Here is a 26,000-nt window from a genome sequence, read left to right as displayed (position 1 = left end):
GTTGGGGGCTTGGCCGCCCCCTCACCCTAGCGCGCTGATCCCGCCCAGCCAGGTCTGCCACAGCACCACGAAGCCGCCGTGCAGCAGCACCGCCGGCCACAGCGAGCCGGTGCGCAGCCGCATCAGGGCGCAGGCCAGACCTAGGATCGCCGTGCACAACAGGAAATCCCAGCGCAGGAACGTCGTCGCGTGCGGCAGGAAGGTCAGGGTTTCGAACGGATGCCAGGCCACGTAGAGCGCCGTGGAGACGACGACCCACAGCCGGGGCCGGCGAGTCTCGTCGCGCCCCGGCAGCAGCAGGCCGCGAAACGACAACTCCTCGCCGAGCGCGGGGATGATCCACACCGTCAGAAGCCGCAGCGGCAGGCCGGGCGCGGTTTCGGTCAGCCGATAGAGGCCGGTCGAAAAGCCGATGGCGGCCATCGCCGCGCCGCAGGCCACGGCCGCCAGGGCGCACCAGCGCCAGCCGGCCGCGTCGGGCAGGGTCGTCAGGACGGCGACGAGACGCCGCTGAACGACTCTCAGCTGCGCCACTTCAGCGTGGTTTCCTTGACCGGATTGACGAACGGCCGGGCCTCGGCGCGGCTGGCGGTCCATTCACGCTTCAGCTGCTGGTACCACTTGGCCTGGGTGTCGGCGTCGTCGATCCAGATCAGGGCGGGGTCATACTTCAGCCCCTCGTTCTGCAGGTTCACCATGCGGCCGTCCTGGCGCAGGAACTCGCGGGCGAACGGGGCGATCAGCGCCCGGAAGGCCATCACCGGATGGTCCGACCAGATCAGCTGGCTGATGCGGGTGCTGGTCTCGGTCAGCGGCGTCAGGCAGGTCAGGGCCAGAACCTGACGCTTGCCCACCACGATGTGCTCCCAGCGATAGCCGGGCAGGCGGAAGGTGATCTCGATCTCGGGCGCGCCGCCCAGGATGTCGTACAGGCGGTTGGCCTTGCTGCGTCCGTGGCGGCGCATGACGAAGCCCTCGGGAGACGGCGCGAAGACCTTGGTCTTCTCCGACTGGCGCTTGGACGAGCGCGCCCACCAGGCCTCGTGCACATAGGGCGCGTGGGTGGGGTCCATCAGGCCGACCACCGCGTGGTCCATGTGGGTCTCGAAGATCATCGAGTCGACGATCTTGGCGTCGCCGCCGACCACGCCGGGGAAGGACGGCGGCGGCTCTGGCGGCTCGCCGTCGAACCGCGGGTCGCTGCCGATCCAGACGAACACCATCCCCTGGCTCTCGGCCGCCGGATAGCGCCGCACGCGGATGCGCGAGACCTCGAGACTCTGGTCCGACGTCAGCGACGGGATCGCGGCGCAGACACCGTCCGAACCGAACCGCCAGCCGTGATAGGGGCACTCGACGCTGGAACGGCCGTCGGCCTCCTGCGTCAGCTTGCCGGCCGACAGGGGCGCGGCGCGGTGCGGGCAGACGTCGCGGATCGCGAACACCGTGCCGTCCCTGCCCCGGCTGACCAGCACCGGCTCGCCCAGGAACTCGTAGCGGACCAGCTTGCCGGTCTTCACCTCGCGCGACAGGGCCGCGTAGTACCAGGCGTCGAACAGGAAGCCCTTGCCGAACTTGGCGGGCGGGGCCTTGGCGATCTTGGTCGTCGCGGGTGCGTCGTCGGCGGGCATGAGGCGGTTCTAGCGCCTGTCCGCCCCGGTTTTAAGACCGTGAGACCCCTTACCCGTAAAATCCCCGCGAAAGCGGAGATTCTACGGAAGAGGTGTCAGCGTCCTGCCGTTTCCACCAGCCGCTGATAGAAGCGCACCATCTCTTCCAGGTTGGCCAGGGTCATGTGCTCGTTGGTGCCGTGGATCATCTTGGCGCCGTCCATCGACAGGGTGATCGGCTGGAAGCGGTAGATGTCGTCGGCGATCGGCGACATGAAGCGGCTGTCGGTGGCGGCGATGACGAGGCCCGGCGCGACGGGCGCGCCGCTCTCGTTCCCGGCCAGCGAGGCCAGGGTCTTCCAGCCCTCCGACGTCGTCGACGACACCGGCGAGGGCTCGTTGAGCTGGCGCTCCCAGGTCAGTTGCACCGGCAGGTCGCCGACGGCGCTCTTGGCGCGAGCCATGACGGCGGCCGAACTGTCGCCTGGCGCGATGCGGTAGTTGATCCAGGCCGTGGCGTCTTGGGGCAGCACGTTCTCCTTGGGCGAGCCCTTCAGCATGGTCGGCGCGATGGTGGTGTGCAGCATGGCCGCGCCCGCCGGCGACCTGGCCGTCTGCTGGACCAGCAGCGGCGAGAACAGCCAGCTGTTGGCCGCCGCCATCTTCACCGTCGGCGAGGCGCTGGGGGCCAGCGACTTCAGCATGTCGGCGCCGGGGCCCTCGAACTTCATCGGATGGGGATGGTCGGCGATGGCCAGCACGGCGCGGGCCAGGGTGGTGACGCCGGTCTGCGGCGGCGGGGTCGAGGAGTGACCGCCCGGCGCGGGCGCGGTGACCTTGAGCGTGCCATAGCCCTTCTCGGCGACGCCGATGATCGCCGCCGGCCCCTTGGTCACCGGATTGTCGGCCACCACCACCATGCCCTCGTCGAGCACGAACCAGGCCTTGACGCCGCGCGCCTTCAGCGTGGCGGCCACGGCCCGGGCGCCGGCCCCGCCGACCTCCTCGTCATGGCCGCTGGCGATGATCACGGTGCGCTTGGGCGCAAAGCCGCCGGCCGCCAGGCCGTCGACCGCCTCGAAGAGACCGATCAGCGAGCCCTTGTCATCGACAGCCCCCCGGCCCCAGACCGCGCCGTCGGCCACCACGCCGGCGAACGGCGGATGCTTCCAGTCCTTCTCGGTGCCTGCGGTGACGGGCACCACGTCCTGGTGGGCCATCAGCACGATCGGGGCCAGCGACGGGTCCGAGCCCTTCCAAGTGTAGATCAGGGCGTGGCCGCCGACGACCTCGCGGGTCATGACCTTGTGGGCGGCCGGATAGGTCGCCCGCAGCCAGGCGTGCAGGGCGTCCCACTGGGAAAGATCGTTGTCGGCGGCGTTCTGGTGGCTGACGGTCTGGAAACGGATGGCCTCGCCCAGGTGCGCGGCGGCCCGGGCGGCGTCGAACGGCCGCGCGGCGGCCAGCGGAACCTCGCCCGCCTGGGCCGGCGGCTTGAACGTGACGGTCCGCACGACCACCACGCCGGCCAGCACGGCCGCCACCCCGACCGCGCCCAGCGCGACCTTGCTCTTCCACCCCATGACGCCCCTCCGCCGATCTGTCAGGGCGCGACTGTGCGACGAGGCGGCGAGCTTGCCAAGATCAATTTCGATACGAGACGGATCGAAATATATCACCTCCCGTCATTCCCGCCCTTGTGGCGGGGAATGACGGGAAGGAGGGGGCCCTACCCCTTCACGTGCGTGGTCGGGCGGTCGTGGCCGTCGGACAGCTCCTCGCGCCACTGGCCGCGGTCGTCCTCGTAGGTGATGCCGACCGTATCGCCCGCCACCTTCTGCTCGCCGGCCACGCGCTTGGCGGCGGCCAGGGCGGCGTCATGGGTGGGATAGGTCTCCGAGAAGACCGCGCCCAGCTTGTAGGCCCAGCCGCCGTCGTGCTCGACGATGGTGTAGGTGATGTCGGTCATGGCGCACTCCTTCGGTCTCGAAACTGAAGGGAAGAGACCCTGGTTCCGGGCCGGCGTCTTGCATGCAGACGCTGCGTTCCCCCGTTTCCGTGCCGTCACCCCTCGCCGCTCAGCTCCTGCACCTCATCGAAGGTGCGCAGGCCGGGCCGCTGGGCGCAGACCAGGACGCCCATGTTCCCGGGCAGGTGCTGGTTGGCCAGCATCTTCTCGTGGGCGGCGGGGATCTGGTCCCAGGGGAACACTTCCGACAGGCAGGGATCGACGCGACGGTCGATGACCAGCTGGTTGGCGGCGCTGGCCTGCATCAGGTTGGCGAAGTGGCTGCCCTGCACCCGCTTCTGGCGCATCCACAGGAAGCGGGCGTCCATCGTCAGGTTGAAGCCGCTGGTGCCCGCGCAGATGGCGACCATGCCGCCGCGCTTCACGACGAACACGCTGACCGGGAAGGTCGACTCCCCGGGGTGCTCGAAGACGAGGTCGACGTCGCGGTTGCCGGTGATCTGCCAGATGGCTTTGCCGAACTTGCGGCTCTCCTTCATGTAGTCGGCGAACTCGGGGCCGTTGACCTTGGGCAGTTGGCCCCAGCAGTTGAATTCCTTGCGGTTCAGCACCGCCTTGGCGCCCATCGACAGCACGAACTCGCGCTTGTCGTCGTCGCTGACCACGCCGATCGCATTGGCCCCGGCGACGGCCGCCAGCTGCACGGCGAAGACGCCCAGACCGCCCGATGCGCCCCAGACCAGCACGTTCTGGCCGGGCTTCAGCTCATGCGGCTTGTGGCCGAACAGCATGCGGTAGGCGGTGGCCAGGGTCAGGGTGTAGCAGGCCGCCTCTTCCCAGGTCAGGTGCCGGGGACGCGGCATCAATTGACGGGATTGCACCCGGCAGAACTGGGCGAAACTGCCGTCCGGCGTCTCGTAGCCCCAGATGCGCTGGCTGGACGAGTACATCGGGTCGCCGCCGTTGCACTCCTCGTCGTCGCCGTCGTCCTGGTTACAGTGGATGACAACCTCGTCGCCCAGCTTCCAGCGCTTCACCTTGGCGCCTACCGCCCAGACGATGCCCGAGGCGTCGGAGCCGGCGATGTGGAACGGATGCTTGTGGCCGTCGAGCGGGCTGATCGGCTCGCCCAGGGCGGCCCAGATGCCGTTGTAGTTGACGCCGGCGGCCATCACGAGGACCAGCACCTCGTCCTCGCCGATCTCCCAGGTGGGCACCACCTCGACCTGCATGGCCGAGCCAGGCGGGCCGTGGCGCTCCTTGCGGATCGTCCAGGCGTACATCGACTTGGGCACATGGAACGGCGGCGGGATCTCGCCGATCTCGTACAGGTCCTTCACGGGAGACGCGGTCGTCTCGAGGGTCGCGGTCGTCATGTCACTCCCCGGCTTTGGGCCCGGCTCTTCGGCGCTGCAACATGAACGCCGAAATGGCTGTCTGCGCTCCGCGGTACGGTTCGGCGCGAGGAGAAAACGCGCCGTCCGGCCGTCGTTCTTATCGTGTTCTCCGGCCACGCTCGGCGGCCGGGTACGGCTGAGGCTGGGACAAGCGTCCGGATCTGGCAAGCGGAATCCTTGTGCGTCGCAGCATGGTTGCGCATGAAACCACCGGCCGCGCCTGAGGTTGCGCGCTTCCCATTCGCGCCGCGCCGGGCGAGGTTGGCCCCATGACGCAGACGATCCCCCCAATGCTTCACGTTTCGCGGCCCACCGGCTCGATCATCCTCCTGGAGCTGGACGCCCCGCCGGCCAATGCGCTGGGCCTGGCCCTGCGCGCCCAGCTGGTGCGGGCGCTGGACGAGATCGCCACCGACGACGATGTGCGGGCGGTGGTGCTGACCGGTCGGGGCGGGGTGTTCTGCGCTGGAGACGACCTGCGCGAGGCGGCCGTGCGCGGCGACGGCGCCCTGGCGGCGGTGGAAGACTTCAACCGGCTGATGGACTGGATCGAGGCCCTGCGGGTTCCGACCATCGCCGCCGTTGACGGCTGGTGCTTCGGCGGCGGGCTGGAGCTGGCCCTGGCCTGCGACCTCCGCCTGGCCAGCGATCGGGCGACCTTCGCCGCCTCGGGTGTGAACATCGGCCTGGTGGCCTCGGCCACCCGCCTGCCGCAGCTGATCGGCGCCGCGCGGGCCAAGGCCCACCTGCTGACCGGCGCCCAGTTCGACGCCGCCCGCGCCCTGTTCGACGGGATCGTCACCGCGGTCCACACGCCCGGCACGCTGCTGCGCGAGGCCATGAGGCTGGCCGAGGCCATCTCGTCCCGCGCGCCCCTGGCCGTGGAAGCCACCAAGCGGGTGATCGACGGCAAGGCCTATGTGGAGGAGGAACTGCCCGCCCTGATCGCCAGCGGCGACCACCAGGAGGCCATCGCCGCCTTCATGGGCAAGCGCACGGCCGACTTCCGCAGGAAGTAGGGCCTATTCAGAGGCCTTCTTGCCGCCGAACTTGATCAGACCGAAGCCGACGGCGAAGCCCAGGATCAGGCCGATGGCCATGTTGTCGATCAGCGCGCCTAAGATGATCCCGCCGCACACGCCCAGGACAAAGCCCACGCCACCCTTTTTCGTCATCGAAAGCCCCTGAACCCAGGCGTGCATCAACGACGAGACGGCTGGTCGGGTCAAGGTCGGGGGCGATAGATGGGCTGGCCCACACCAACTTCCCGTCATTCCCGCCACAAGGGCGGGAATGACGGGAGATTTTGGAAGCATATCCTCAAACCGGCCGATCGCCGGCGATCGTAACCCGGAACCCCGAGCGCACGTCCGGGAAGTAGTCCCAGATCGCCTGGTGCCAGGTGCAGCGATTGTCCCAGAAGGCCACCGAATTGGGCCGCCAGCGAAAGCGCACCTGGAAGTCCGGGTTGCCCGCGTGGTGGTAGAGATAGGAAAGGATCGCCGCGCTCTCGGCCTTGGGCAGGCCGGCGATGTGGGTGGTGTAGGACGGATTGACGAACAGGCTCTTGCGGCCGCTGACCGGGTGGGTGCGCACCACCGGGTGGGCGGTGCGGTTGTAGGTCCGGTCGATGTCGGGGAAGAGCGCCTTGTAGATCGGGTTGGCGTCGTGGACGGCGGTCAGGCCCTCCAGATAGGTCTTCATCCGGTCCGAGAGGGTGTCGTAGGCGGCGTACATGCTGGCGAAGACGGTGTCGCCGCCGTCGTCGGGAACGATCGGCATGTGCAGTATGCTGCCCAGCGGCGGCTCCGGATCGCAGGTCAGGTCCGAGTGCCAGCTCTCGCCGGCCACGAACTTGGAGTTCTCGTCGGCGTGGATGGCCACCACCTCGGGGTGGTCGGCCAGGCCCGGCACGCCAGAGTGGATGGCCAGCGGCCCGAACTTGCGGCCCAGGGCCTTGTGGGCGTCATGGGTCATTTCCTGGTCGCGGAAGAACAGCACCTGATACTGGGTCAGGGCCTGGTGCAGCTCCTCGAACTGCCGGTTCGACAGCGGCTGGCCCAGGTCGACGCCGAACACCTCGGCGCCGATCCGGCGGGTCATCGGCTTCACTTCCAGCACGTCGTACGCCATCGCGGACTCTCTCAGGATTTAAGGAACTGGCCGCGCACGTAGACGAGCGGCGGCTTGGCTTCGTTGATGCGGACGCCGACGACCCGGCCGACCAGGATCTCGTGGTCGCCGCCGTCGTGGGCGGCGTGCAGGGCGCATTCGACCACCGCCACGCAGCCGGACAGCACCGGGGCGGCGGTGGCGCCGGGCTCCAGCGCCGCCAGGGCGAAGCGCTCGTCGCAGCCCGACTTGGCGAAGGCGTAGGCCAGCTCACCCTGGTCGGCGGCCAGGATGTTGACGCAGAACACCCCCGCCCCCTGCACGGCCGCCAGGGTGCGGCTGCCGCGCTTGAGGCAGGCCAGCACCAGCGGCGGGTCCATCGACAGCGACGAGAACGCGCTGACCGTCGTGCCGCTGAGCCGTCCGTGCAGCGCGGTGGTCACCACCGTCACGCCGGCCGCGAAGCCGCCCATGGCCTTGCGGAACAGGGCGGTGTCGGGCGCCGGCGAGGCCAGGGCCGCGCCCATCACTCTCCCCCGAACGGGTTGTCGCCATAGACCGGCGGGGCGCGGTTCTCGGCGTCCGCCGTCTCCGCCCGGCCGCAGACAGCCAGGGCGGTCAGGGCGTAAACGAGGGCGCTGTCGACCAGGTCCTTGGGCGTCGGCCGCCAGCGGGCGAAACCCGTGGTGATGGCCGGGATGCGGTGCATGTTGAAGACGTTGTGGTCGCGCCACATGCTCGAATAGACCGGCGCGGCGCGGGCCACCGGATGGCCCAGCGACAGCTGGGTGGCGACGTCCACCGCGCCGACCAGGGGGGCCACCTCGGCGGCGTCGGCCTCGAAGCCGTGGCGCACGACCACCGGCTCGATCTCGATCCCCGTGACGCCGGTCTCGCGCACCATGGCCTCCAGCGAATGCTGGATGTCGGCCACGCGCTGACGGGGGTTGAGACCCACCTCAAGATAGAGGTTCACCCGCTCGGTCCCCGCCCCGAAGGCGTAGGGGATGCCGCCGCGGATCGAGGCCAGCTGCGACTTGGGCTGGGCCACGCCGCCGGGGCTCTCATAGAGGCTGGCCTTCTCCCACCGGCCGCTCCAGGCGTGGATGGCCTGCGTCAGCTTGCCGATCTTGTAGAGCGGGTTGGGATGCTCGGCGGCCGTGGCCGGATGGGTCAGCAGCGGGGTGAACACACCCTCGCCCCAGATGGTGATCCGAAACACCGCATAGCCGCAGCCGACCCAGGTCAGGCCGAAGTCGCAGCCCTCGGCGGCGATGGCGTAGTCGGGGGCCACCCCGCCGTGGTGGAACAGGTAGTGGGCGCCGATGTCCTTGCCCATGTAGGCGACGCCGCGGTGCTCCTCGATCGGTTCGGGGCCGATCTCGCCGGGGCAGGCGGTCAGGTACATCTTGCCGGCCAGCTCGTAGCCGGCCGCCTTCAGCGCCTTGGCGGCGATCAGGAAACAGGCCATCGGCCCGCGGTCGTTGGCGATCGGATAGCCGTAGAGCTTGCCGTCCTTCAGCCAGCACTTCTCCCACTCGGGATTGGCCAGGGTGGCGGGGCTATACTTGTAGGCGTCCAGATCCGGGTTCCAGGTCGGCGCCTCGGTGTCGAGGTGGGCGGTGAAGAGCAGGTTCTTGCCCACGCCCTTGCCGCCGTGCGTGCCGATAACGTTGGGACGCTCGGGCGTGGCCCCCACCTTGCGCGGCGAGAAGCCCTCGCGCGCCATCCAGTCGTAGACGTAAGTCGCGGCTTCCAGTTCCTTGCCCGAGGGCGCGGGGATGTTGCCCAAGGTCAGGGCCAGCTCGACGATCTCGGCCTCGCTGATCGCTGCGGCGATGGCGGCCCGGTCGGCCTCGGTGACCGTGTAAGGGGCGGCGACGCCCGCGAGGTTGGCGAACCCGTCGGCCATCACGCGGCCTCCTTCCAGGCTTTGGCGACCTCGACGCTGTCGGTGAGGATCGCGGTGTTGAGCCCCATCGTCTTCAGAGCAACCTCGTGCAGGTCGGGCTCGTAGGCCGCGCAGGCGTCGGCGGCGACGAAGACGTGGTAGTCGAGGTCGAAGGCGTCGGCGGCGGTGGCCGCCACGCAGCACTCGGTGGTCAGGCCGCAGACGACCAGGGTGTCGACGCCCATGGCCTTCAACCGGCTGTGGAAATCCGTGCCGACGAAGGCGCTGTAGCGGGCCTTGGCGACCACCGGCTCGCCCTCGGCCGGCTGCGGGCCGTAGAAGGCGCTGCCCGGCTGACCGGCGCGGCACAGGGCCGCCTCGCTTTCCGGGTCTCCGCCGCGGCGGCGCATGCGCTCGTTCCACGACGGGCTGTCGGTCTCGGCTGAGGTGAACAGGCCGACGAACACCACCGGCAAGCCGGCTGCGCGCGCCGCCTCGACCAGGCGGCCGGCCGCGTCGACGGCCGGCGCGGCCATGCCCATGTCCACGCCGTACTGGCCCAGCAGTCCCTCCGGCGAGGCGAAGTCGACCTGGATGTCGATCACGACCAGCGCCGTGCGGCCCGGCGCGATCCAGGCCGGCAGCCCGCTCACGAGAACACCGAGCGCAGGCCCGGCAGGATCTCCGAGCCGAACATGGAGAGGCCCTCCACGTAGTCGGGGAAGATCAGCATCAGCCCGTCCAGCTCGCAGTCGGTGACGAAGGCCTGCACCTGCTCGGCGCAGGTGGCGGGCGAGCCGACCACGGTGTGGGTCATGAACGCCCCCTGCTGGGCGGCGACGGTCGACAGCTTCTCGGCCGGCACGCCCCAGCTTTCCAGCATGGCCAGGATGGCCCCCATGTCGGCCCCGCCCTTGTAGCGCTCCACCAAGGCCTCGGCGCCCGCGTCGCTCTCGGCGTGGACGACGGTGCACATGGCGTAGGTCTTGATGGTCTTGCCCATGCCTTCGGCCGCGATCTTGGCGCGGCGGCTGGCGTCGCGGCGCTCTTCGGGCGTGCGGCCGCCGATGAAGCAGACGTCGGCCTCACGCACCGAGAACTGGAAGCCCCGGTCGCTCATGCCCGCGCAGATCAGCTCCGGACGCGGCTTGGACAGCGGCTTGGGCTTGGACTGGCAGTCCTTCATCGTGAAGAACTTGCCGTCGAAATCGACGCTGTCCTCGCTCCACAGGCGCTTGACGATCCGGGTCCATTCCTCGGTCAGGACGTAGCGGTCGTCGTGGGTCAGGGCGTCGTCCCAGGCCCCCATCTGGGCGAACTCGCCGCGATAGGCGCCGGCCACGATGTTGAGGCCCGCGCGGCCGCCGCTGATGTGGTCCAGCGTGGCGATCATCTTGGCGGCCACGGCCGGGTTCTGCAGCAGCGGGTGGATGGTGGCCCAGATGCGGACGTTCTTGGTGGCCTCGGCGATGCCGGCCATCATCGTCACCGACTCCAGGGCCGTGCCCCAGTGGTCGGTCTCGCCGCCGAAGCCGCGGAACTTGCCCATCGACATGACGAAGTCCATGCCGACCTCGTCGGCCTTCACGGCCGCGGCCTTGTTGGTCGCATAAAGGCCGTCGAGGACGGGGGTGGTCTTGGAGATGATCCAGCCGCCGTTGGCCACCGGCAGGAACACCCCGAAGTCCTTGTGCTTGGAAGGGCTGTGGAACATGGCGGGCATCCTCGGCTAGGCGGCGTCTTGCAGCAGGGTGGGAACGGGCTCGCCGACAGGCTCGGCCTCGACGGCCTTGCGCGGCGGGCGCATGAACAGGGCGGCGACGAAGATCAGGCCGATCACCGCGGCGAAGAGCTGGAAGGTGGGGGCGAAGCCGCCCAGCTGGTCGCGCATCAGGCCGCCGATCACCGGCCCCAGGGCCGAGACGGCGCCGACCAGGCAGACCATCGAGAAGAGCTCGAGATTGTTCTTCCGGCCGTAGTAGTTGAGCAGCAGGATGCTGACGGCCAGCACGGTCAGGCCAAAGCCGATCCCCACCCCGACGGCGAACACCATCATCACCGGCCAGCTGGTGGCGTGGGTCAGGGCCAGCAGGCCGACGGCCATCACCCCTTGCGCGCCCGCCAGCAGCCAGCGCGGGTCGATGCGGTCGCCGACCAGGCCGCCGCCGGCGCGGGCCGCCACCTGCATCAGCGACTCCAGGCTGATCGCGGCGATGGCCACGGTGGCCGGCACGCCCAGTTCGCCGAAGTGGCTCGGCGCCAGGCTGACGGCGGTGACCCCGCCCAGCAGGTGGGCGAAATAGGCCGCCAGGATCACCCAGAACTGCGGGGTGCGGACGGCTTCCTTTACCGTCCAGTCGACGGCGGTGCGGTAGACCTTGGAATGGGCCGGCGCGTTCTCGATCTCTTCGGCCACGGCCTTGTCGGTCTCGGCGGCGGCGGCGGCCAGCCAGGCCTTGCTGCCCACCAGGGCCGTGCAGACCAGGCCCACCACCAGCGAGGCGGCCGCCTGCATCCACCAGTAGGGCCGCCAGGCGCCGCCGGCGATCTCCATGCCCGACAGCGCCATCCACGGGCCGACGACGCCGCCCAGCGAGCCGATGGTGAAATAGATCCCGAACGGCAGGGCGCGCTTCTTGAACAGCATGCCCAGGACGTGGGTGCCCGGGATCAGGGCCATCATCTGGTAGCCGACGCCCAGCAGGGCCGTGCCCACGAGGTAGACGGCGAGGCCCGGCGTCGCCGCCAGGCACGAGAAGCCCGCCACCATCACCGCCGAGCCGGCGATGATCGTCAGCCGCACGCCCAGCTTGCGGATCAGCAGGGCCGGCAGCCACGACGAGCCGCCGCAGAACGCCCCCAGCAGGGTGAAGCCCAGGAAGGCCGGGCCAAAGCCCCAGCCCTGCTCCTTGATCATCGCCGGCAGCACCACGCCCAGCGACGAGAAGGTCGAGGCGGTGATCAGGAACAGCAGCAGGGCGAAGACCGACAGGATCAGCCAGGGACGCCAGGGGGAGGTCGACATGGCAGGACTCCTTGGAGAACAGGACAAGGAGCGGCGCGCCCGTTGCAGCGAGCGCGCCGCAGGGGAACTAGAATTTCCGGGACAGGGTCACCCGCCACTCGCGGCCCTTGGACGGCAGGGCCGCCAGGTTGGCGTAGGTGTCGCCGACCGGCGTGAAGTAGAGCTTGTCGAACAGGTTATCGACGTTGAGCGTGGCGGTGTACGGCCCGTACTCGTAGGCCACAGAGCCGCTGGCCACGGCGTAGTCCGGATAGACCACAGCGCCCGGCACGGTGCCCGAGGTCTTGGTCACCCGGGTCACGCCCAAGGTCGCGGCGAGCTTGCCCCAGGCATAGGCGTCGGAGGTGTAGGCGCCGTAGAGGCTGAGCACCGATTTGGGGATCAGGGTGTAGTCGTAGTCGCCCGGCCGGACGCTGGCGAAGCTCCACACCACGTAGGAGCCGCCAAAGCCGTTGGCCCCGCTGACGCCGACGGTGTGGACCGGCACGTACTGGAACGAGGTGTCGGGACCCTTGACGGTGGTGTGCTGGGTGTTGCCCGAGAAGGTGAAGCTGAAGTGCTCGCTGGCCAGCCAGCGGACCTCCAGCTCCACGCCCTTGGCGCGGGTGCCGGTCGGGGTCTGGGTGATGCCGGTCAGCTGGGTGCGGTTCTGGCGATAGCCAGCCAGCGACCCCACGAGCGTGCCTTGCAGCCACTGGAACTTCACCCCGGCCTCGGCCAGGTCGCCTTCCGACAGCCAGGCGTCGCCGGCGTCGGCCACCAGACCCGGGGCGATGTCGCCGGCCTGGCTCATCTCCAGGGCGCTGGCCTTGGCGTAGGTGATGTAGGGCATCAGGCCGAACGGGGCCTTGTAGGTGGCGCTGGCGGTGTAGGTCCCCTTGCCCTTCGAGGCGTTCTGCTTGCCAGTCACGGTGTACGAAAGGAAGCCGGTGTCTTCCGAGGTGACGTCGTAGTCGTCGTAGCGGCCGCCCAGCATCAGGTTCAGCTTCTCGCCGACCATGATGTCGGTGGTGAAGAAGAGGCCGGCTTGAGTCCATTCCGAGCGGTTGTCGTTCTCCCACGCCACGCCGTCGCCCGGATTGAAGGGGCTGCCGATCAGGTCGGTGGGGGTGGCGCCGAAGGCGATGTCGCGGCGGTCCAGCGCGATCAGGCCGCTGTTGTAGCTTTCGCGCCGGCGACCGTCGAAGGCGCGGTAGGAGGCGCCGACGAACGACTTGGCCTTCACCAGGCCGTCGAAGGCCTCGTTGGCGAAGTTCCAGGTCAGGCGGGCTTCCCAGACGTCGCTGTCGAACCAGGCGGGATAGCCGTAGGAGACGAAGCGCTTGTTCTCCAGGGCGTCGTAGAACAGTTGCAGCTTGAGCGAGCTGTCGGGCGACAGCTCCTTGGCGACGTCGAAATAGAGCGTGTTGGTCTGGGTCTTCGAGAAGTCGGCGCTCGAGATGTAGACCGTGCGCGGCGACAGCTTGGTCGTTCCGACGCCCGTGTCCAGCGTGTGCTTGGCGTCGCTATCGGGGAAGCCGTAATAGGCCAGGTACATGGCGCTGGCGTATGGATAGAAGCCGATCTCGCTGGGCGTCAGGCGGCCGTTGCCATCGGCGTCCACCAGGCTGGTGTCGCGGCCGGTGATGTAGGTTCCGCTGTCGATCAGGTCCTGGGTCAGGCGGTTCCAGCCCGGCGTCTGAACATCGCCCTTCGAGCGGTAGAGCATGCCGCCGATTGCGGTGCTCCAGCCGTCGCCCAGGTCGAAGTCGGACGAGACCTGCAAGGTCTGCCGACGCGGATAGATGCCCTTGTAGTAGCTGTGGCTGTCCTCGACCTCGCCATAGACGTGGACCCCGCCGACCACGTCGCCGAGGTTCACCGGCAGACCGACCTGGGCCGTGGCGTTCTTGCGATTGTAGCTGCCGTAGGTGGCCGTGACCTCGCCCTGGGTTTCGGAGAGATAGCCGCCCTCGCCCTTTCCGGACTTGGGGATGAAGTTCAGCATGCCGCCGACCTTGCCCGAGCCATAGATCGGGGTCGGCGGGCCGCGCACGATCTGGATCTGGTCGGCGGCCCCGATCGGCGTCGAATAGGTGCCGCGGTTCTCGATCCGCTTGAAGCCGCGGAAGTAGTTCTCGGCCAGGGTGCCGCGGATGTTGAGCGCCCCGGGCACGCCATAGAAGCTGGCGGTGTAGGCGCCCGGCGAGACCGCCGTCAGGCCGTCGATGGTCTCGATGCCGTAGCGTTGCAGCGTCAGGTCCGACACGAAGCTGGCCGAGCGCGGCGTCTCGATCAGCGGCTTGTCCAGGCCGAAGACGGTGTTGTTGGGCTCTTTCTCGATCAGGCCGGCCTTGTCGCGGGCCCGCACCACGATCTCGTCGACGGCGTCCGGCGCGGCGGCCGACGGATCCGGGTCGGCCGCGTGGGCGGCGCCGGCCAGGGCGAGCAGAACGGCGGCGGAACAGCCCGCGAGCAGCATTCCTTGGTTCGACATGACGGTCCTCGTTCAAGGCCGTCGCACTCCCGCCCTCGGCGGTTATCCCCAGAGCGACGCCTCTTGGAGAAACCATCGCCTCGCCCCGTTCCCGGCGTCCGGGGCGGCATCTGTAATTTCACTCAAAATGTTCGAGACGCCCACGATTTGCCCCCCTCTGCGCGGCTTTCGCCCACGCCGGGACCAAGGAACTTGATCCAGAGCGAACGAGACCGCGACTCAAGCGCCGTGCGTCGCGCCCCGCGTCCGTGGCGGCGGCAAAGCGGCGCGCACCAAAAGGCGAGCACATGACGAAGATGTAATCTCCGGCTGAAAGGCCCAGCTGTTTACAAACGTATTACAACGCCCCACATTGCCACTCATGGTCGCGCTGAACACGCCCTTGAGTGTCAGGTTGTCCGAAGAGGACGCCCTTTTTCTCGCCGGTCTCGAACTGGAGGGCGCCATCACGGCCAGCGACAAGGTGCGCGGCCTGATCCGCCAGGCCCGCCGCCGCGCCGAGACTCCGGCCGGCTGGGACGCCGCCCTGGCGGCCGCCCACGACATCGCCGCCCCTGCCCTGAAGGCCCTGCGCGCGGCCGAGCTGGCGTCCGACCGCCACTCCACCGTCGCCCTGGCCCTGACCTCCGCCGTCGAGGAGATGCTGGCCGTGCTGCTGGCCGCTCCGGCCGAGCTGGCGGGCGCGGATCCACAGGCCCTGGCCCGCCACGAGGCCCGCCTCGTCGACTGCGCCGGCCGCCTGACCGAACAGATGCTGCGCTGGGGCGTGACCCCCAGCGCTCCCGCCTACGATCCGACGATCGTCTCCCGCCGCGTCGCCGCCCTGGGCGAGCTGACCCGCCTGATCACCGCCGCGGGCGATCGCCCGTCGGCCGCCTGACGAGGACCCGATGGCAGATACCCTGCGCGCCCGAGTGGGACGCATCGTCAGCGGCGGCGCCCACGCCCTGATCGACGCCCTGGAAGAGGTGATGCCCGACGCGCTGGGCCAGCAGGCCCTGCGCGAGGTCGACCAGGCGATCGACGAGGTGCGCGCCGAGCTCGGCCGCGCCATCGCCGCCCGTCACCTGGCCGCCAAGCGCCTGACCGAGCAGTCCAGCCGCCACGACGACCTGTCGGCCCAGATCGAGCTGGCCCTGAGCCAGGACCGCGAGGACCTGATCCGCGCCGCGCTGGAGCACCAGCTGGACATCGAGGCCCAGATCCCGGTGCTGGAGACCGCCGTCGCCGACGCCGCACAGCGCCAGGCCGAACTGGAAGGCTACCTGGCCGCCCTGCAGGCCACCCGCCGCGAGATGGCCGAGGACCTGACCGACCTGACCGCCGCCCGCGCCAAGGCCCCGCAGCCGCCCACCGACGCCGAACTGGCGCGCGGCGCCAAGCTGTCGGAGCTGGAGCGCCTGGCCCGCGGCCACCGGGTGGACGAGCGCCTCGCCGCGCTCCGCGCCGCCCGGTCGCAGACCTGAGCGCGCGCCGATGTGGGGGTTCATCACCGACGACGGCAACACGCTCTTCCTGGCCGCCCTGCTGCTGATGCTGCTGATCGGCGCGGTCGAGGCCGCCGGCCTGGGCGCCGCCCTGGGCCATGACGGCGTCGACGGCCCCGACCTCGACCATCCCTCGCTGCTGGGCTGGCTGAACATCGGCCGCCTGCCGCTGTTGATGGTCATCGTGATCTTCCTGTTCGCCTTCGGCGTGACGGGGCTGCTGCTGCAACAGCTGATCGCCGGGGTCTTCCGCCACCCGGCTCCGGCCTGGCTGGCCGGGCCGCTGGCCCTGGCCGTCGCCCTGCCGTTCACGCGGGTCCTGAGCGGCCTGCTGGCCCGCATCCTGCCCGGCGACGAGACCACCGCCGTCTCGCGCGAGACCCTGGTGGGCCGCGTCGCCGTCATCGTCACCGGCGAGGCCAAGCCCGGCTCTCCGGCCCAGGCCCGGGTGCGCGACGCCCACGGCCAGGCCCACTATGTGATGGTCGAGCCCGACGAGGACGGCGAGACCTTCGCGCAAGGGACCAGCGTCATCATCGTGCGCAACGCCGGCGCCCGGTTCCTGGCCATCCGCAACGAGAGCGAGGCGCTGCTGTGACGCCCGCCTTCGCCTTCCTGCTGTTTTTCCTTTTCCGCTTTCCCAAACTTCGGGGGTAAATCCACATGCCTGCCCTGATCGAACTCGCCATGATCGCCGGCGGCGGCCTAGCCGGCCTCATCATCCTGGGCCTGCTGCTCGCCCGCCTCTACAAGCGCGCCTCCAAGGAAACCTCCTTCGTCCGCACCGGCTTCGGCGGCGAGAAGGTGGTCATGAACGGCGGCGCGCTGATCCTGCCGGTGTTCCACGAGACCATTCCGGTCAACATGAACACCCTGCGCCTGGCCGTCTCGCGCAACAACGAGCAGGCCCTGATCACCAAGGACCGCATGCGCGTCGACGTGCTGGCCGAGTTCTACGTGCGCGTTCAGCCCAGCTCCGAGGCCATCGCCAGCGCCGCCCAGACGCTTGGCCAGCGCACCATGCACCCCGAACAGCTGAAGGAGCTGGTCGAGGGCAAGTTCGTCGACGCCCTGCGCTCGGTGGCCGCCGAACTGACCATGACCGAGCTGCACGAGCAGCGCACCCACTTCGTCCAGAAGGTGCAGCAGGTCTCGTCCGAGGACCTGCTGAAGAACGGCCTGGAGCTGGAGACCGTGTCGCTGACGGGCCTCGACCAGACCGCCATGGAATACTTCAACCCCTCGAACGCCTTCGACGCCGAGGGCCTGACGCGGCTGACCGAGGAGATCGAGCTGCGCAAGAAGCTGCGCAACGACATCGAGCAGGACACCCAGGTGCAGATCCGCACCAAGAACCTGGAGGCCCAGCGCCAGACCCTGCAGATCACCCGCGACGAGGAGTACGCCAAGCTCGAGCAGGAGCGCGAACTGGCCACCCGCCGCGCCGAGCAGTCGGCCGAGGTCGCCCGCCAGCAGGCGGAAAAGACCCAGGAAGCCGAACAGGCCAAGATCGCCAGCGAGCAGCAGATCGAGCAGGCCAAGATCACCGCCGACCGGGCCGTGGCCCAGCAGCGCATCGCCATGGAGCAGGAACTGGGCGAACGCGAGATCGCCAAGGAACGCGCCGTCGAGACCCAGACGATCGAAAAGGCCAAGGCCATCGAGCTGTCGGAGCAGGACCGCGCCATCGCCGTCGCCGAGAAGTCGCGCGCCCAGTCCGAGGCCCAGGCCGACGCCGACAAGGCGCTGGCCCTCGCCGTCGCCGCCGAGGAACAGGTCAAGACCGTCCGCGAGCGCGAGGCCGCCGACCGCCAGAAGATCATCGAGCTGATCGAGGCGACCAAGGAGGCCGAGCGCGAGGCCATCGCCGTCAAGGTGGCCGCCGAGGCCGAGAAGACCGCCGCCTCCGACAGGGCCGAGGCCCTGCGCGAGGAAGCCAAGGGCGCGGCCGACAAGACCCGCATCGAGGCCGAGGCTTCGGCGGAGTCCGTCCGCCTGGCCGCCGAGGCCGCCCGCGTCCGCTACGACGTCGACGCCTCGGGCCAGGAAGCCCTGAACAAGGCCGCCAACCTGCTGTCGGCCGACCAGGTGGCCATGGCCATCCGCATCAAGCTGATCGAGAACCTCGACCGGATCATCGCCGAGTCCGTCAAGCCGCTGGAAGCGATCGACTCGATCCGCATCGTCCAGGTCGACGGCCTGAACGGCGCGACGGGCGCCGCCGCGGCCAACGACGCCGGCGGCGGTTCGAACGGCGGCGGCAACCTGGCCGACCAGGTGGTCAGCGGCGCCCTGCGCTATCGGGCGCAGGCCCCCCTGCTCGACCAGCTGATGGCCGAGGTGGGCCTGAACGGCGGGGCCCTGTCGGGCCTCACCGCCCCGCTGGCCGACGCGGCCCCGGCCTTGGCGACCGTGGTCGACGACGTCCCGGCCCCGCGCCGCGCCAAGAAGGCCAAGCCCGCCGCCATCGCCGCGCCGGTCGTGGTCGAAGAAGAGGAAGGCGACGAGGAGGCGTAGGCGTCTTCGCGCCATCTCCAGAATGCAATGTGTGGTCCTCGCCCTTCGACGGGCTCAGGGTGAGGACCAACATCAGGACCGCAGTAGAAAAACCTCATCCTGAGCTTGTCGAAGGACGAGGTTTTTCTCCGCCTCAGATCCGGTTGTACGGATACCGATCTCGGATCATCCGCTGGAAGAAGCGCCCCTTCGACCGCGATCGCGTGAAGGCCGCCGTCACCCGCTCGGGCACGCCGACATAGACGTACTCGTCGCCGTCGATGAAGGTGACGAAGAGCTTGCCGTGTTCGGGTTCGTAGTCGATCGCTCGGATCGCGGTGGAGTCCACGTACATGCGCGAGACCTTTCTTCGGAAAGGGTTCGGAACGAGGGTCTACGAAGCTGAAAGCGCACGGGCTGGGCGGGCGGTTCCGACCATGGCCGTCACGGCTTTGAGCTTCCTGCGTGAATAAGCTTAAGCTCCCCGCGGGCGGCCGTCCTTGCGCCGCATCAAAGGTTCGGGGAGGACCGCCAAGCCCATGCAAACCCACGCCCTGGTCGCCATCGTCACCCTGGCGGCGCTGATCTGCTACATCTGGATGATCCTGCGCGTGGGCGCCGCCCGCGCTCGCACCAAGATCGACGCCCCGGCCATGACCGGCCACCCGGACCTGGAACGCGCCGTGCGGGTGCAGGCCAACACCCTGGAATGGCTGGTGATCTTCCTGCCGTCGCTGTGGCTGTTCGCGATCTACTGGAACGACCTCTTCGCCGCCGCCGCCGGCGCGGTGTGGATCCTCGGCCGGATCATCTACGCCCTGTCCTACGCCGCCGATCCGAAGAAGCGGGGCCTGGGCTTCGCCATCCAGGCCTTCACCACCTTCGCCCTGCTGCTGGGCGCGCTGGGCCGGGCGATCTGGGTGGCGGTGAGCGTGGGAATGTAGGCGGCCGCCCCTCCTATCCCGTCATTCCCGCCCTTGTGGCGGGAAACCCTGTTTCCGCTTGCAGGTGAGACGCCAGCGGACTGCCAAGCAGTCCGCCTCATCCGCCCCTGCGACTAACAGAGGGGTTCCCGCCACAAGGGCGGGAATGACGAGAGGATAGGAGTGGGCTGACGTCCCTCAAAAGCCTATAGCCCCGCCATGGTCCTGCCCGTCGATCCCGCCCGCTACAGCGCCTTCCTGGCGGCCATGTTCGTGATGGCCATCACGCCGGGCCCGGCCAATCTGTTCGCCATCGCCACCGGCATGGAGAAGGGCAAGGGCGCGGCGCTGCTGGGCGTGGTGGGCATGAACACCGCCAGCCTGGTGTGGTTTCTGTTCGCGGCGCTGGGCCTGGGCGCGCTGATCGCCGCCTTCCCGGCGGCCTTCCACGTCCTGGCCCTGGCGGGCGCGGCCTATCTGGTCTGGCTGGGGATCAAGTCGATCCGCGGCGCGCTGAAGCCGGCCAGCGCAGAGGGCGCCGCCCTGGCCGGGGTGCGCATGTCGTCCAGCCGCTCGGCCTTCCGCGACGGCTTCACCGTGCAGATCGCCAACCCCAAGATCCTGCTGTTCTTCGGCGCGGTGCTGCCGCCGTTCATCGACGTGCAGCGGCCGCTGGTCCCACAGCTGGTCATGTTCGCCGCCGCCACCATCGGCATGGACCTGATCAGCATGAGCGCCTACGGCCTGGGCGGCGCGGCCCTGGCCTCGCGGATGAACGAGCCTGGCTTCCGCAAGGGCTTCGGCATCCTGGTGGGGATCCTGCTGGTCACCGCCGCAGGGCTGATCGTCGCCCGGGGCTGAAGCCCGGCGTTCTACAGCCGGCCGGCAATCTCTTTTTACATCGCGGCAACGTGTTCGCCTTGGCGAAACCGCAAAGCTCAGCCATGCATTGTGGTACGGGAGTATAGTGTCCCAGAGGAACGCGTCATGCCCATCAAGAAGGCCAAATGGCTCGCGCTCGCGGCGGTCGCCGCCGTGCTGAGCGCCTGCGCCACCGCCACCCCCTATCAGCCGGCCATTCCGGGCCAGAAGGCCTCGGGCGGCTTCACCGAAATGCGCCTCGAGGGCGACCGCTACCGGGTCGGCTTCGCGGGCAACAGCCTGACCAGCCGCGAGACCGTCGAGCGCTACCTGCTGTACCGCGCCGCCGAGGTGACCGTCGAGCAGGGCTACGACTGGTTCGAGACCGCCGACCGCCGCACCGACCGCACGGCCCGCACGGTGATCGACGAGGATCCGTTCATGCGGCCGGGCTTCGGCTACGGCTACCCGTACGGCTACTGGCGTCCGTCCTGGCGTTACTACGGCCCCCGCTACGGCGGCTGGCGCGCCTGGGACCCCTTCTGGGGCGACCCCTTCTTCGCCAACCGCGCCGAGGTCCGCACGATCGAAAAGTTCGAGGCCAGCACCGAGATCGTCCTGCACAAGGGCGCCAAGCCCTCGGGCGACCCGCGCGCCTACGACGCCCGCGAGATCATCAAGAACCTCGAACCGACCATCCAGCGGCCGGCTCCGGGGCAGTAGAAACGACAAAGGCCCTCTCCACCGGAGAGGGCCTTTTGTTCTTCGGGATCGAGATCCTCCCCCTCTGGGGGAAGTGGCCCAGAGGGCCGGAGGGGGCCCGCGCAGGCGCTAAAGACCCCCTCAGTCGCTCCGCGACAGCTCCCCCAGAGGGGGAGCATCTGACGACCTTAAGCCACGCAGGCCTCGAAGCCCTTCTTCAGCTCGGCCTCGTCGAGGTCGCGGCCGATGAAGACCATGCGGCTGTAGCGGTTGTCCTTGTCGGTCCAGGGGCGCTGGAAGTCGCCTTCCAGGATCATGTGCACGGCCTGGAACACCAGGCGGCGCTCCTCGCCCTTCACGTCGATGATGCCCTTGGCGCGCAGGATGTCGACGCCCTTGGCCGCCAGCAGCTCGTTGAGCCAGACGGTGACCTTCTGGCCGTCCACCGGCTTGTCGAGCGTCAGGGAGATCCCCTTCACCCCGTCGTCGTGGATGTCGCTCTTGTGGTCGTGCCCATGGGCGTGATCGTGATGATGGTGGTCATGACCGCAGTGCTCGTCGTGCACGTGGTCATGGTCGTGGTGATGGTGACCGTGCCCGTGATCGTGGCCGCAGTGCTCGTCATGAACGTGGCCCGGCTCGCCATGGGCGGGGTTCAGGAAATCCGGCTCCAGCTCGGTGATCCGCTCCAGGTCGAAGCTGTGCTTGCCGATGATGGCGGTCAGGGGAACGTTCGAGCGCTCGGCGCGGTGGATCGGGGCCAGCGGGTTGATCTTGCGGATCCGGGCCTCGACGTGGCGCAGGTCGTTCTCGTCGACGAGGTCGGTCTTGTTCAGCACGATCTGGTCGGCGAAGGCGATCTGCTCGACCGCTTCCTTGCTGTCCGAGAGGCGCAGCATGATGTGCTTGGCGTCGACCAGGGCGGTGACCGAGTCCAGATAGGTCCTGGCCTTGACGTCCTCGTCCACGAAGAAGGTCTGGGCCACTGGGCCCGGATCGGCCAGGCCCGTCGTCTCGACGACGATGGCGTCGAAGCCGCCCTTGCGCTTCATCAGGCCCGACAGCACCCGGATCAGGTCGCCGCGCACCGTGCAGCAGACGCAGCCGTTGTTCATCTCGAACACTTCCTCGTCCGCGCCGACCACCAGGTCGTTGTCGATGCCGACCTCGCCGAACTCGTTGACGATCACGGCGTAGCGCTTGCCGTGCTCCTCGGTGAGGATGCGGTTGAGCAGCGTGGTCTTGCCGGCGCCGAGATAGCCGGTCAGCACGGTGACGGGGATCTTGCCGGGAGCGGGAGCGGTCTGGGTCATGGCGGGTATTTAGGGCGGCTGGGTCGGAAGCGAAAGCGTCAGTGCGTGGCCCTCGTCCTTCGACAGGCTCAGGATGAGGACCAAGGCGCGGCCGTGCAGTCGAAAACCTCATCCTGAGCTTGTCGAAGGACGAGGTTTTCGCGCCCCCTACGTCTTAAGGAACGCCACCGCCAGGCCGACCAGCACCAGGGCCACGCCCAGGATCGTCTCCTCGTAACGCTCCAGCCAGTCGAGGTTCAGGCGGCGAACGCCCGCCAGGGACAGGCCGGTGAACAGCAGCATGCCCGCCGCGGTGGCGGCCAACAGGACGACGCTGAGCAGCAGGAACGCGCCCCAGCCGTGCTTCATGCCGGCCAGGTAGTAGGGCAGGAAGGCCTCGCACGGCGACAGGGTCAAAAGCACCACCAGGGCGGTGATCGCCGCGCGGTCGGAGGCATAGGTCCGCCGGCCGGCTTCGGGCAGGGCGTGGCTGTGGCGCCCGCGCGCTATATAGAAGAGGCCGACGGCGACCATCAGCCCGCCGACGATCCAGTGGAACAGGTGGCCAAGACGCGGCTCGAGCGCCAGGCCGGCGATCACCAGGATAAGGCCCAGCAGTATGGTCAGGGCCACATGGCCCAGGCCCGCCAGCAGGGTCACGCCCAGGGTGCGCCCCGCCGACCATTTCTGCGCGCGGCCGACCAGCACGAACGGCAGCCAATGGGTTGGCAGGGCCGCGTGCAGGAAGGCCACCATGAAGCCGGTGGCCGCGATCGAGGCGAAGAAGGCGGACGTCACGCCCGCGCTATAGCCTGTTACAAAATAACGAGCCAGAGGAGTCATGCGTGAGGCGCGACACAGGCTTCACCTTGAATCCAGTCAAGGGCTTTAGAGGCTCCCTTGGCCGTTGACTCACAGGCTTTCGGCGCTATAAGTGCGCCCCTCTCGCCCGCCGGGTTTCCTAGCGGGCGTTCCGTATTTTGCGAACAGCACGTTATTTAAGGCGCTAACCTATGTACGCGGTCATCAAAACCGGCGGCAAGCAGTACCGGGTCCAAGCCGGCGACCTGCTGGTCGTCGAGAAGCTCGACGGTCAACCTGGCGCGGAAGTCGCGTTTGGCGAAGTTCTGCTGCTGGGCGAAGGCGAGGCCGTGACGGTCGGCGCCCCCACCGTTGACGGCGCCGTCGTCAACGCCACCCTGATCGAAACCCGCAAGGGCGAGAAGGTGAAGATCTTCAAGAAGATCCGCCGTCAGGGCTATCGCCGCACCCGCGGTCACCGCCAGACCGAAACGGTCCTGCGCGTGACGTCGGTCGCCGGCGCCGGCAAGGAAAGCAAGTGGGACGGCACGATCGACCTGACCCCGAAGGTCATCCTCGACGCCCGCGCCCGCGGTCTCGGCGACGCCGCCGTGCCCTTCACCATCCCGGAAGCTCCGGCCGCCAAGGCTGAAGCCGCCGCTCCGAAGAAGAAGGCCGCGCCGAAGAAGGCCGCCGCCCCCGCTCCGGAAGCTGAAGCTTAAGATCCGCCAGGATCTTTTTGGATTGATCTGACCCAGGTCCGCGCGTCGGAAACCGGGTCAAAGATTAGGAGAGCATCATGGCTCACAAGAAATCTGGCGGCTCGTCGAGCAACGGTCGCGACTCGGAATCGAAGCGCCTTGGCGTAAAGAAGTTCGGCGGCGAGAAGGTTCTCGCCGGCAACATCCTCGTGCGTCAGCGCGGCACCAAGTTCTACCCGGGCGCCAACGTCGGCATCGGTAAGGATCACACCCTGTTCGCCCTCGTCGAAGGCGCCGTGGGCTTCGTGACCAAGAAGCAGAACCGTACCTACGTGACCGTGGCCCCGGTGGCCCAGGCCGCCGAATAGTACGATCTGAAGTCTCTCTTCGGATCGCGCTTCCTAAACGAAGACGATCCGGACGCGACGAATACGAAGCGGGGAGTCCGGACGCCGGACTCCCCGCTTTTGTTTGTCCATGCTCCAGAAAAAGCCTCATCCAGGCAATTGGAGCGTCACGGTCCCGCACTATCTGAGGCGCGTCGCAGTATCGGCGCCTCGCGTGAAGAAGGGCCGGGAAAGGGAGACGCGCCATGTGCGTGATCGAAAGAAGTCCCGTCATCGAGACGCGGCGGCTCGCCCTGCGGGCGCCGGACATGTCCGACGCGCCCCGCATCGCCAGCCTGGGCGCCGACTACGCCATCCCCAAGATGACCACCCGCATGCCCTGGCCCTACGGCCAGGCTGACGCCGAAGAGTTCGTGGCCCGGGTCCAGGCCCAGGACTGGAGCCGCAACGCCACCTTCGTCATCGACCTTGAGGACGCTGGCGTCGTCGGCGTGCTGGGCTTCTTCCCCAACGAGGACGGCCGGCTCGAGGTCGGCTACTGGATCGGCCGGCCGTTCTGGGGCCGGGGCCTGGCGACCGAGGCCCTGCAGGGCGCGCTGTCCTGGGCGGCGCACGACTGGCGGCGCAAGCTGGTCGTCGCCGGCCACTTCGCCGACAACCCCGCCTCGGGCCAGGTGCTGGTCAAGGCCGGCTTCCTCTACACCGGCGTCGTCACGGAAAAGGACTCAGTCTCGCGCGCGGCCAGCGTGCCCACGCGGATGATGGTCTGGCTGGCTTAGGGAGATCCCTCTCTCTCTTAGAGAGAGGAGGGGGCTCACGAGCAGCGGCGGGAGGTTGGAGCCGTCACAACATCATGTAAGATGCTCCCCCATAATATGGGAGGCATCATGCATCGTCGCGTACTGGCCGGTCTGGCGCTGGCTCTGACCCTCACGCCCCCCGCCGCCGCGCTCGCTCAGGCCCAGAAGCCGCTGTATCGCGACCCGGTGTTCGACGGCGCGGCCGACGTGGCCATCGCCTGGGACAAGACCGACAAGCTGTGGCGGATGTTCTACACCAACCGCCGCGCCACCCTGAAACTGGAAGACCCCAAGGACGTCGCCTGGCTGCACGCCACCGCCATCGGCGTGGCTACCTCCAAGGACGGCCTGGCCTGGACCTATGCCGGCACGGCCGACATCCCCGCCGCCTGCACCGGCCAAACCCTCTGGGCGCCCGAGATCTTCACCGAGAACGGCGTCCACCACATGTTCCTGACCGTGGTCCCCGGGATCTTCCACCGCTGGAACCTGCCGGAAGCCGGCGCGAAGATCGTCCACCTGACCTCCACCGACCTCAAGGCCTGGACCTGCGCCGACACCCTCGACCTCGGCTCTGACCGGGTGATCGACGCCGGCGTCATAAAGGCCCCGCAGGGCGGCTACCGCATGTGGTTCAAGGACGAGCGCAAGGACAGCCGGATTTTCTTCGCCGACAGCCCGGACCTGAAGTCCTGGACCCGCCAGCCCGACTTCGTCGCCGACTTCGCCGGCGAGGGGCCCAAGGTGTTCTTCTTCCAAGGTTCCTGGTGGATGATCGCCGACGCCTGGAAGGGCCTGGCGGTGCTGCGCTCGAAAGACGCCGTGACCTGGGAGCGCCAGCCGGGCTTCATCCTCGACAAGCCGGGCGCAGCGCCCACCGACCGCGACCTTGGCCACCACCCCGACGTGGTCGTCAACGACGGCCGGGCGCTGCTCTACTACTTCGTGGGCCAGGGCAAGGAAGAGGAAGCCAAGACCGATCCGGTGTGGAACCAGCGCACGGTGATCCAGCTGGGCGAGCTGAAGGTCGGCAAGGACGGCTGGCTGACGATCGATCGCGAGGCGGTCGTGAAGAAGGGCCTGAAGGCGGCGAAATAAAAGCACCTCCCC

The 26,000-nt window shown here is 68.7% G+C and carries 28 protein-coding genes; 12 read left to right on the top strand and 16 right to left on the bottom strand.

Features of this window, described 5'->3' with window-relative positions:
- Positions 1–21 precede the first annotated feature (21 nt).
- The 5 genes from SGCZBJ_RS05770 to ccrA all read right to left on the bottom strand — a co-directional run bounded on the left by SGCZBJ_RS05770 (position 22) and on the right by ccrA (position 4,955).
- Positions 22–534 (bottom strand): CPBP family glutamic-type intramembrane protease, encoded by a 513-nt coding sequence (locus SGCZBJ_RS05770; RefSeq protein ID WP_240621420.1) that lies wholly within the window; start codon positions 532–534, stop codon positions 22–24.
- Positions 522–1,631: an aromatic ring-hydroxylating oxygenase subunit alpha gene (locus SGCZBJ_RS05765; RefSeq protein WP_101717059.1), complete on the bottom strand. Its 1,110-nt coding sequence runs from the start codon at positions 1,629–1,631 to the stop codon at positions 522–524. Before SGCZBJ_RS05765 ends, SGCZBJ_RS05770 begins: the two co-directional genes overlap by 13 nt.
- Positions 1,632–1,726: 95 nt before the next feature.
- Positions 1,727–3,193 carry a M20 family peptidase gene (locus SGCZBJ_RS05760; RefSeq protein WP_101717058.1) on the bottom strand — a complete coding sequence of 489 codons (1,467 nt, stop codon included), beginning with the start codon at positions 3,191–3,193 and terminating at the stop codon, positions 1,727–1,729.
- Between the two features lie 146 nt (positions 3,194–3,339).
- A complete protein-coding gene (locus tag SGCZBJ_RS05755; RefSeq protein ID WP_101717057.1) occupies positions 3,340–3,579 on the bottom strand; it encodes a DUF2188 domain-containing protein in 240 nt (79 codons plus the stop codon).
- Between the two features lie 95 nt (positions 3,580–3,674).
- Positions 3,675–4,955 carry a crotonyl-CoA carboxylase/reductase gene (gene ccrA, locus SGCZBJ_RS05750; protein ID WP_101717056.1) on the bottom strand — a complete coding sequence of 427 codons (1,281 nt, stop codon included), beginning with the start codon at positions 4,953–4,955 and terminating at the stop codon, positions 3,675–3,677.
- A 311-nt stretch (positions 4,956–5,266) separates the two neighbouring features.
- Between ccrA and SGCZBJ_RS05745 the strand changes: the two genes are divergently transcribed.
- Entirely contained in the window at positions 5,267–5,995 is a 729-nt protein-coding gene (locus SGCZBJ_RS05745) for an enoyl-CoA hydratase/isomerase family protein (RefSeq protein ID WP_101717055.1), read from the top strand.
- 3 nt (positions 5,996–5,998) lie between these two features.
- On the opposite strand, the gene SGCZBJ_RS25585 is transcribed toward SGCZBJ_RS05745, so the two are convergent.
- The 8 genes from SGCZBJ_RS25585 to SGCZBJ_RS05710 form a co-directional block, all read right to left on the bottom strand.
- Positions 5,999–6,151 (bottom strand): hypothetical protein, encoded by a 153-nt coding sequence (locus tag SGCZBJ_RS25585; RefSeq protein WP_165799249.1) that lies wholly within the window; start codon positions 6,149–6,151, stop codon positions 5,999–6,001.
- Between the two features lie 145 nt (positions 6,152–6,296).
- Complete coding sequence (locus SGCZBJ_RS05740; RefSeq protein ID WP_101717054.1) at positions 6,297–7,109, bottom strand: TauD/TfdA dioxygenase family protein; 813 nt, start codon at positions 7,107–7,109, stop codon at positions 6,297–6,299.
- A gap of 11 nt (positions 7,110–7,120) precedes the next feature.
- The gene (locus SGCZBJ_RS05735; RefSeq protein WP_101717053.1) at positions 7,121–7,615 is read right to left on the bottom strand and encodes a flavin reductase family protein; all 495 of its coding nucleotides are present in this window, start codon (positions 7,613–7,615) and stop codon (positions 7,121–7,123) included.
- Positions 7,615–9,000 (bottom strand): zinc-binding metallopeptidase family protein, encoded by a 1,386-nt coding sequence (locus SGCZBJ_RS05730; RefSeq protein WP_101717052.1) that lies wholly within the window; start codon positions 8,998–9,000, stop codon positions 7,615–7,617. The genes SGCZBJ_RS05735 and SGCZBJ_RS05730 overlap by 1 nt, the downstream gene beginning before the upstream one ends.
- On the bottom strand, positions 9,000–9,632 hold the full coding sequence (locus SGCZBJ_RS05725; protein ID WP_101717051.1) for a cysteine hydrolase family protein: 633 nt from the start codon (positions 9,630–9,632) through the stop codon (positions 9,000–9,002). Before SGCZBJ_RS05725 ends, SGCZBJ_RS05730 begins: the two co-directional genes overlap by 1 nt.
- Complete coding sequence (locus tag SGCZBJ_RS05720) at positions 9,629–10,693, bottom strand: LLM class flavin-dependent oxidoreductase (RefSeq protein WP_101717050.1); 1,065 nt, start codon at positions 10,691–10,693, stop codon at positions 9,629–9,631. Before SGCZBJ_RS05720 ends, SGCZBJ_RS05725 begins: the two co-directional genes overlap by 4 nt.
- A 15-nt stretch (positions 10,694–10,708) precedes the next feature.
- Entirely contained in the window at positions 10,709–12,004 is a 1,296-nt protein-coding gene (locus SGCZBJ_RS05715; RefSeq protein ID WP_101717049.1) for an MFS transporter, read from the bottom strand.
- A 67-nt stretch (positions 12,005–12,071) separates the two neighbouring features.
- Entirely contained in the window at positions 12,072–14,480 is a 2,409-nt protein-coding gene (locus SGCZBJ_RS05710; protein ID WP_101717048.1) for a TonB-dependent siderophore receptor, read from the bottom strand.
- 394 nt (positions 14,481–14,874) lie between these two features.
- Here SGCZBJ_RS05710 and SGCZBJ_RS05705 point away from each other — a divergent pair, with 394 nt between their 5' ends.
- The 4 genes from SGCZBJ_RS05705 (at position 14,875) to SGCZBJ_RS05690 (ending at position 18,484) form a co-directional block, all read left to right on the top strand.
- Positions 14,875–15,360, top strand: coding sequence for a hypothetical protein (locus SGCZBJ_RS05705; protein WP_240621419.1), 486 nt, complete (start codon positions 14,875–14,877; stop codon positions 15,358–15,360).
- Positions 15,361–15,370: 10 nt separating this feature from the next.
- A complete protein-coding gene (locus tag SGCZBJ_RS05700; protein WP_101717046.1) occupies positions 15,371–15,946 on the top strand; it encodes a PspA/IM30 family protein in 576 nt (191 codons plus the stop codon).
- Between the two features lie 10 nt (positions 15,947–15,956).
- Complete coding sequence (locus SGCZBJ_RS05695) at positions 15,957–16,565, top strand: YqiJ family protein (RefSeq protein ID WP_101717045.1); 609 nt, start codon at positions 15,957–15,959, stop codon at positions 16,563–16,565.
- Positions 16,566–16,630: 65 nt separating this feature from the next.
- Positions 16,631–18,484 (top strand): flotillin family protein, encoded by a 1,854-nt coding sequence (locus tag SGCZBJ_RS05690; RefSeq protein ID WP_101717044.1) that lies wholly within the window; start codon positions 16,631–16,633, stop codon positions 18,482–18,484.
- Between the two features lie 133 nt (positions 18,485–18,617).
- On the opposite strand, the gene SGCZBJ_RS05685 is transcribed toward SGCZBJ_RS05690, so the two are convergent.
- A complete protein-coding gene (locus SGCZBJ_RS05685; RefSeq protein ID WP_101717043.1) occupies positions 18,618–18,818 on the bottom strand; it encodes a KTSC domain-containing protein in 201 nt (66 codons plus the stop codon).
- Between the two features lie 184 nt (positions 18,819–19,002).
- On the opposite strand from SGCZBJ_RS05685, the gene SGCZBJ_RS05680 reads away from it, so the two are divergent.
- From SGCZBJ_RS05680 to SGCZBJ_RS05670, 3 genes are all read left to right on the top strand, one after another.
- Positions 19,003–19,407 (top strand): MAPEG family protein, encoded by a 405-nt coding sequence (locus tag SGCZBJ_RS05680; protein WP_101717042.1) that lies wholly within the window; start codon positions 19,003–19,005, stop codon positions 19,405–19,407.
- A 198-nt stretch (positions 19,408–19,605) separates the two neighbouring features.
- Positions 19,606–20,247 (top strand): LysE family translocator, encoded by a 642-nt coding sequence (locus tag SGCZBJ_RS05675; protein WP_101717041.1) that lies wholly within the window; start codon positions 19,606–19,608, stop codon positions 20,245–20,247.
- Between the two features lie 126 nt (positions 20,248–20,373).
- The gene (locus SGCZBJ_RS05670) at positions 20,374–20,970 is read left to right on the top strand and encodes a CC0125/CC1285 family lipoprotein (protein WP_101717040.1); all 597 of its coding nucleotides are present in this window, start codon (positions 20,374–20,376) and stop codon (positions 20,968–20,970) included.
- Between the two features lie 167 nt (positions 20,971–21,137).
- Here SGCZBJ_RS05670 and SGCZBJ_RS05665 read toward each other — a convergent pair whose 3' ends face one another.
- Together SGCZBJ_RS05665 and SGCZBJ_RS05660 are read right to left on the bottom strand one after the other, a co-directional pair.
- A complete protein-coding gene (locus SGCZBJ_RS05665) occupies positions 21,138–22,262 on the bottom strand; it encodes a CobW family GTP-binding protein (protein WP_101717039.1) in 1,125 nt (374 codons plus the stop codon).
- Positions 22,263–22,409: 147 nt separating this feature from the next.
- Entirely contained in the window at positions 22,410–23,039 is a 630-nt protein-coding gene (locus SGCZBJ_RS05660; RefSeq protein ID WP_101717038.1) for a hypothetical protein, read from the bottom strand.
- 215 nt (positions 23,040–23,254) lie between these two features.
- Between SGCZBJ_RS05660 and rplU the strand changes: the two genes are divergently transcribed.
- From rplU to SGCZBJ_RS05640, 4 genes are all read left to right on the top strand, one after another.
- Positions 23,255–23,764, top strand: coding sequence for a 50S ribosomal protein L21 (gene rplU / locus SGCZBJ_RS05655; protein WP_101712765.1), 510 nt, complete (start codon positions 23,255–23,257; stop codon positions 23,762–23,764).
- A gap of 77 nt (positions 23,765–23,841) precedes the next feature.
- On the top strand, positions 23,842–24,111 hold the full coding sequence (gene rpmA / locus SGCZBJ_RS05650; RefSeq protein ID WP_101717037.1) for a 50S ribosomal protein L27: 270 nt from the start codon (positions 23,842–23,844) through the stop codon (positions 24,109–24,111).
- A gap of 224 nt (positions 24,112–24,335) precedes the next feature.
- Complete coding sequence (locus tag SGCZBJ_RS05645; protein ID WP_101717036.1) at positions 24,336–24,869, top strand: GNAT family N-acetyltransferase; 534 nt, start codon at positions 24,336–24,338, stop codon at positions 24,867–24,869.
- A gap of 108 nt (positions 24,870–24,977) precedes the next feature.
- Complete coding sequence (locus SGCZBJ_RS05640) at positions 24,978–25,988, top strand: glycoside hydrolase family protein (RefSeq protein ID WP_101717035.1); 1,011 nt, start codon at positions 24,978–24,980, stop codon at positions 25,986–25,988.
- The last annotated feature ends 12 nt before the right edge of the window (positions 25,989–26,000 follow it).

Source organism: Caulobacter zeae, from assembly GCF_002858925.1.
Classification (GTDB): Bacteria; Pseudomonadota; Alphaproteobacteria; order Caulobacterales; family Caulobacteraceae; genus Caulobacter; species Caulobacter zeae.
The sequence above is the reverse complement of the archived record's forward strand: the minus strand, read 5'-3'. Positions and strand labels throughout refer to the sequence as shown.